The organism is Coleofasciculus sp. G3-WIS-01, assembly GCF_040223135.1.
Classification (GTDB): domain Bacteria; phylum Cyanobacteriota; class Cyanobacteriia; order Cyanobacteriales; family Coleofasciculaceae; genus Coleofasciculus.
In genome coordinates this window covers 1-3,978 of the sequence record NZ_JAVJZI010000073.1, presented here as the reverse complement: position 1 = coordinate 3,978, position 3,978 = coordinate 1, and the positions used below count along the sequence as shown (strand labels likewise).

Sequence of the window (3,978 nt, the reverse complement as noted above, 5' to 3'; positions counted from 1 at the left end):
GAGCCTTATTTAACCAATCAATTATTTTAAAAGTTCCCTCACCCAGGTTTTTAGTTTCTTCAAATATCTGATACAATTCTTCTTTTAATGAATGCATTATTCCAATTAAAGGCGAGGCTTCTTTGACTTGCTCTAATTTTTCAGTTTGCTTTTGTGATAATTTACTTTCCGATTTGAGGAGAGTATATTTACTTCCCTAAATGATTAATAAAACAATAAATGCCGCAGGGTATACGCCACAACTGTAACCGCGCAAACAATCACTAAATGTCCTGGTAAAGGGTAAAGCGAGTATTTCAACATAGCATCCATAAGCGACAAACCATCCATACTTGTCATATTAAAAATAAGATGGAAAATGGTTAAATAGCCTAGACCATAAATATGAATCGTAAATAAGCCGCCAAGGCAGCTAAACCCTAGAGATTCTAATCGCAAAGGTAAACGAAATGCCAAAAAACCACAAACCCAAGCCCCGGCAATAAATCCTAATAAATACCCAAAACTGGGTTCTCTTAAATAACCTATACCCCCACCCTGGTCAAAGACTGGTAAAATTAAGCCTAAGACCACATAAGCGATTTGAGACAGGACACCTGCATTTTTTCCGCCTAAACAACCAACCAGTAGAACCGCCCCAATCTGACAGGTAACGCCTAAGGAAACAGGCTGAATTCCTTGGCTTGACCAATCCCAAGGCAGATTTGTCACGAAGGCTTCTAAAAATGTGCCACCGATAGTCAGTAATAAGCCAATGAAAGCCCAAACGAGTTCATGGGGAGCAGACACTTTTACGCGAATCGTTCTTAACTCCCCCTCTATACCTGCTGGGATTGATGCTCTCCGGGAATCGGTGCTTCGCCTCCCGTTAATCCTAATGACTCTAACATGGCATGATCCTGTTCTGGCGGCTGTCCTAGAGTAGTTAGATAATGACCAATTAACATAGCATTAATCCCAGCTTTTAATCCCAAGGCTTGGAGTTCGCCCATCACCGCTTCTCGTCCGCCAGCATAGCGAATGATTTGTTCGGGTAAAATCAGCCGGAAAATCGCGATCGCTTTTAGGGCTTCGTATGGATCAAGTTTATTCTGTTCTGCCAAAGGAGTTCCTTGACGGGGATTCAGCAAGTTCAGGGGTATAGATTCCACCTCTAATTCCCGCAAGGCTAGGGCTAAATCCACCCGATCCTCCCAGGTTTCCCCCATCCCCAAAATGCCACCCGTACAAGCTTGAATTCCTGCTGCTTTTAGGTGTTTAATCGTCTCTACGCGATCGCGCCAACGATGAGTTGTGACAATTTCCGGGAAAAACTTCTCCGATGCCTCTAAGTTATGGTTATATCGAGTGACTCCTGCTGCTTTGAGTGCCTGTGCTTGTTCTGGTGTCACTTCGCCTAAAGCACAACAGGGCTTAATCCCGGTTTCGCTAATAATACGCTCGACGGTTTGGAGAATTTGCTCAAATTCTGTGGATTTGGGGGACTGATATTTGGGTCCGCGCCCTTGACTCACTAGGCAAAAACGCTTTGCCCCAGCTGCATCTGCTGCTTTCGCTTGTGCCAGTATTTCCTCTGAGGATTTGAGTCCGTAAATGGGAGAATCCTTGCCGGGATGATGGGCAGACTGGGCGCAAAAACCGCAGTTTTCTGAGCAGCTACCGGATTTAATGTTAACGATACTGCATAAATCCACAGTGTTGCCACAGCAAGCTTGGCGCACTTGATCAGCCACTTCACATAGGAGCAGAATATTGTCTTGTCCCTCTATCTGCGTCAGTTTCAGCGCTTCCTCTCGATTGATGCGATCGCCTGCTATGATCCGTTGGGCGACAGAGGCGAGCCAATCTCGCACTGAGGTTGGCGCTGAGACTGGGGAATTCGCCCCATCCGGATGGAGTGAATTGTCAGACTGTCGTAATGGCGTTTGAACCACGCTTAAACCCTCGCTTTGCACTTCGACGGCTTGGTCGTGATGTCACAACCAATACAACCGCAGCTTAACACTATACCGTATATCCGCCATTCTGCACCAGTAAGCCTGTTACACTGGGGATTCTTCGGCAACAGGCAACCAGCAATAGGTAATAAACAGGAAACTTAAATAATTTCTCTATCGGCTGACAATTTGATTGATTTAAAATAACTAAACGAGTACATTGTTCAAGATTTATCGACAAAAAGCTTTAATAATTGCCCTTAGTTGAGAAAAATTCACAACCAACAGGGAATAGTGATACTTTATTGGCTGTATTGACAATTAACCCCTGGCAACTCTGTTGAGTTTAATTTGAATTTGTTAACCTTCTCTTTACGAATGAGGGGTATCCTACAAGAGACTTACCGTAGTGTAATTGTCTTTGAGGCTTAGTCAAATGGTGTTCCGTCTCGCTTTCATTAATCCAGCTCGTTTAGTCCGCTCCGTTTCTGTACTCGCTCTAGCCGTCAGCCTAGCGGCGTGCGGAAATCAAAGCACTGACACGGGAGAGACCGATCAAACAGGTATCGCAGGTGAGGGAAGCGACAAACTTGCCCTAGCTGAATCTGTAGCGCTCACTGGTGCTGGTGCATCGTTCCCCGCCCCGATATACCAGCGTTGGTTCCAAGAACTCAGTAGTCAATATCCGAAACTCCGGGTCAACTATCAATCAGTCGGTAGTGGCGCTGGTGTGGAACAGTTCCTTCAAGGTACGGTAGACTTCGGCGCTAGCGATGTGGCAATGAAGGACGAAGAAATAGAGCAAGTTGATAGAGGCGTTCTCATGCTGCCGATGACGGCGGGTAGTATCGTACTGGCATACAATCTTGATGGGGTAGAAAACCTGCAACTGCCACGGGATGTGTATGTGGATATTTTCCTCGGTAACATTACCAACTGGAATGACCCAGCAATTGCGGCGGCAAACGAGGGTGTAGAGTTGCCCGATGAAAAGATTAACGTGATTCACCGTTCCGACGGCAGTGGAACCACAGGCGTCTTTACCAAACACCTGAGTGCGATTAGTCCAGAGTGGCAAGAGCAAGTTGGGGAAGGTAAAACCGTCGAGTGGCCCACCGGGATTGGGGCAAAGGGAAATGAAGGGGTTACGGCTCAGATTCAACAAACAGACGGTGCAATTGGCTATGTAGAATACGGCTACGCCAAGCAGAATGACCTCAACTTTGCTGCCTTGGAAAACCAATCGGGGAATTTTGTCAAGCCTACTGATGAATCGGCGTCAAAAACCTTAGAAGCGGTTACATTACCAGAAAACCTGCGGGCATTTATTGCCGATCCAGAAGGCGAGGAATCCTACCCCATTGTCACCTATACTTGGCTTTTGGCTTACCAGGACTATCCTGAGCCGGAGACGGCGAAATCTTTAGAAGCAACAATTGAGTATATGTTAAATGAAGGTCAAGAAATTGCCCCAGAGTTAGGGTATGTGAAGCTACCGCAAAATGTGAGGGAAAAAGTGGCAGAGGCGGCTGATGTGATTAGTCCAGATTATGATATTGACGTTAGCCAATAGGATTACGCGATCTGAGGGAGATGAGGTAGTTGTGAGTTTATTCACAATTATTCTACTCGTCGGGGCGGGTTTAGTACTATCAGGGTAAACAAGAAAAGATAACAGTCTCCCCCCGCCCCTACATAAAACTCTACCTTCCTCAGATGCTACGTTTAACCTGTTCGCTGGTATTCTGGAAATTCTGATAACTTGGTTCACTTTGATCAATTGTAAGCAACCCCGGTCTAAAGACACGGAGCTTTAGCCAAATAAGTTAAAGCTGTGCTTACCAGCCTAAGTGCTAAGCGCACTACGTTATCGGCAATTGTTAAAGACCTACCTGCGGATGCGATAGCCAGTTTGCTGCTCTAGAACCGAAAAGTTAAACAGTTTTAAGGTCACTGAAACAGTGCTTTTTGGACAGTTACCGACCGATAACCTTGGCGAGGCTAACTTTACCCCAGAAATGGGTGAAAACCGGAGGGGCAA

The 3,978-nt window shown here is 45.9% G+C and carries 3 protein-coding genes and 1 pseudogene; 1 reads left to right on the top strand and 3 read right to left on the bottom strand.

The features are described 5' to 3' along the window. From RIM23_RS07875 to bioB, 3 genes and pseudogenes are all read right to left on the bottom strand, one after another. Nucleotides 1-196, bottom strand: a pseudogene (locus RIM23_RS07875) (DesA/ISL3 alpha bundle tail domain-containing protein); the annotation flags it as partial. A gap of 8 nt (nucleotides 197-204) precedes the next feature. After that, nucleotides 205-789, bottom strand: coding sequence for a biotin transporter BioY (locus RIM23_RS07870; RefSeq protein WP_446365970.1), 585 nt, complete (start codon nucleotides 787-789; stop codon nucleotides 205-207). Nucleotides 790-818: 29 nt separating this feature from the next. Then, on the bottom strand, nucleotides 819-1,955 hold the full coding sequence (gene bioB / locus RIM23_RS07865) for a biotin synthase BioB (RefSeq protein WP_446365968.1): 1,137 nt from the start codon (nucleotides 1,953-1,955) through the stop codon (nucleotides 819-821). A 418-nt stretch (nucleotides 1,956-2,373) separates the two neighbouring features. Between bioB and pstS the strand changes: the two genes are divergently transcribed. Further along, nucleotides 2,374-3,510 (top strand): phosphate ABC transporter substrate-binding protein PstS, encoded by a 1,137-nt coding sequence (gene pstS, locus RIM23_RS07860; protein ID WP_446365966.1) that lies wholly within the window; start codon nucleotides 2,374-2,376, stop codon nucleotides 3,508-3,510. The last annotated feature ends 468 nt before the right edge of the window (nucleotides 3,511-3,978 follow it).

Bases quoted from the DNA above. Each gene is read 5' to 3' on its own strand.
- pstS (WP_446365966.1), top strand. From the start codon at position 2,374: ATGGTGTTCCGTCTCGCTTTCATTAATCCAGCTCGTTTAGTCCGCTCC.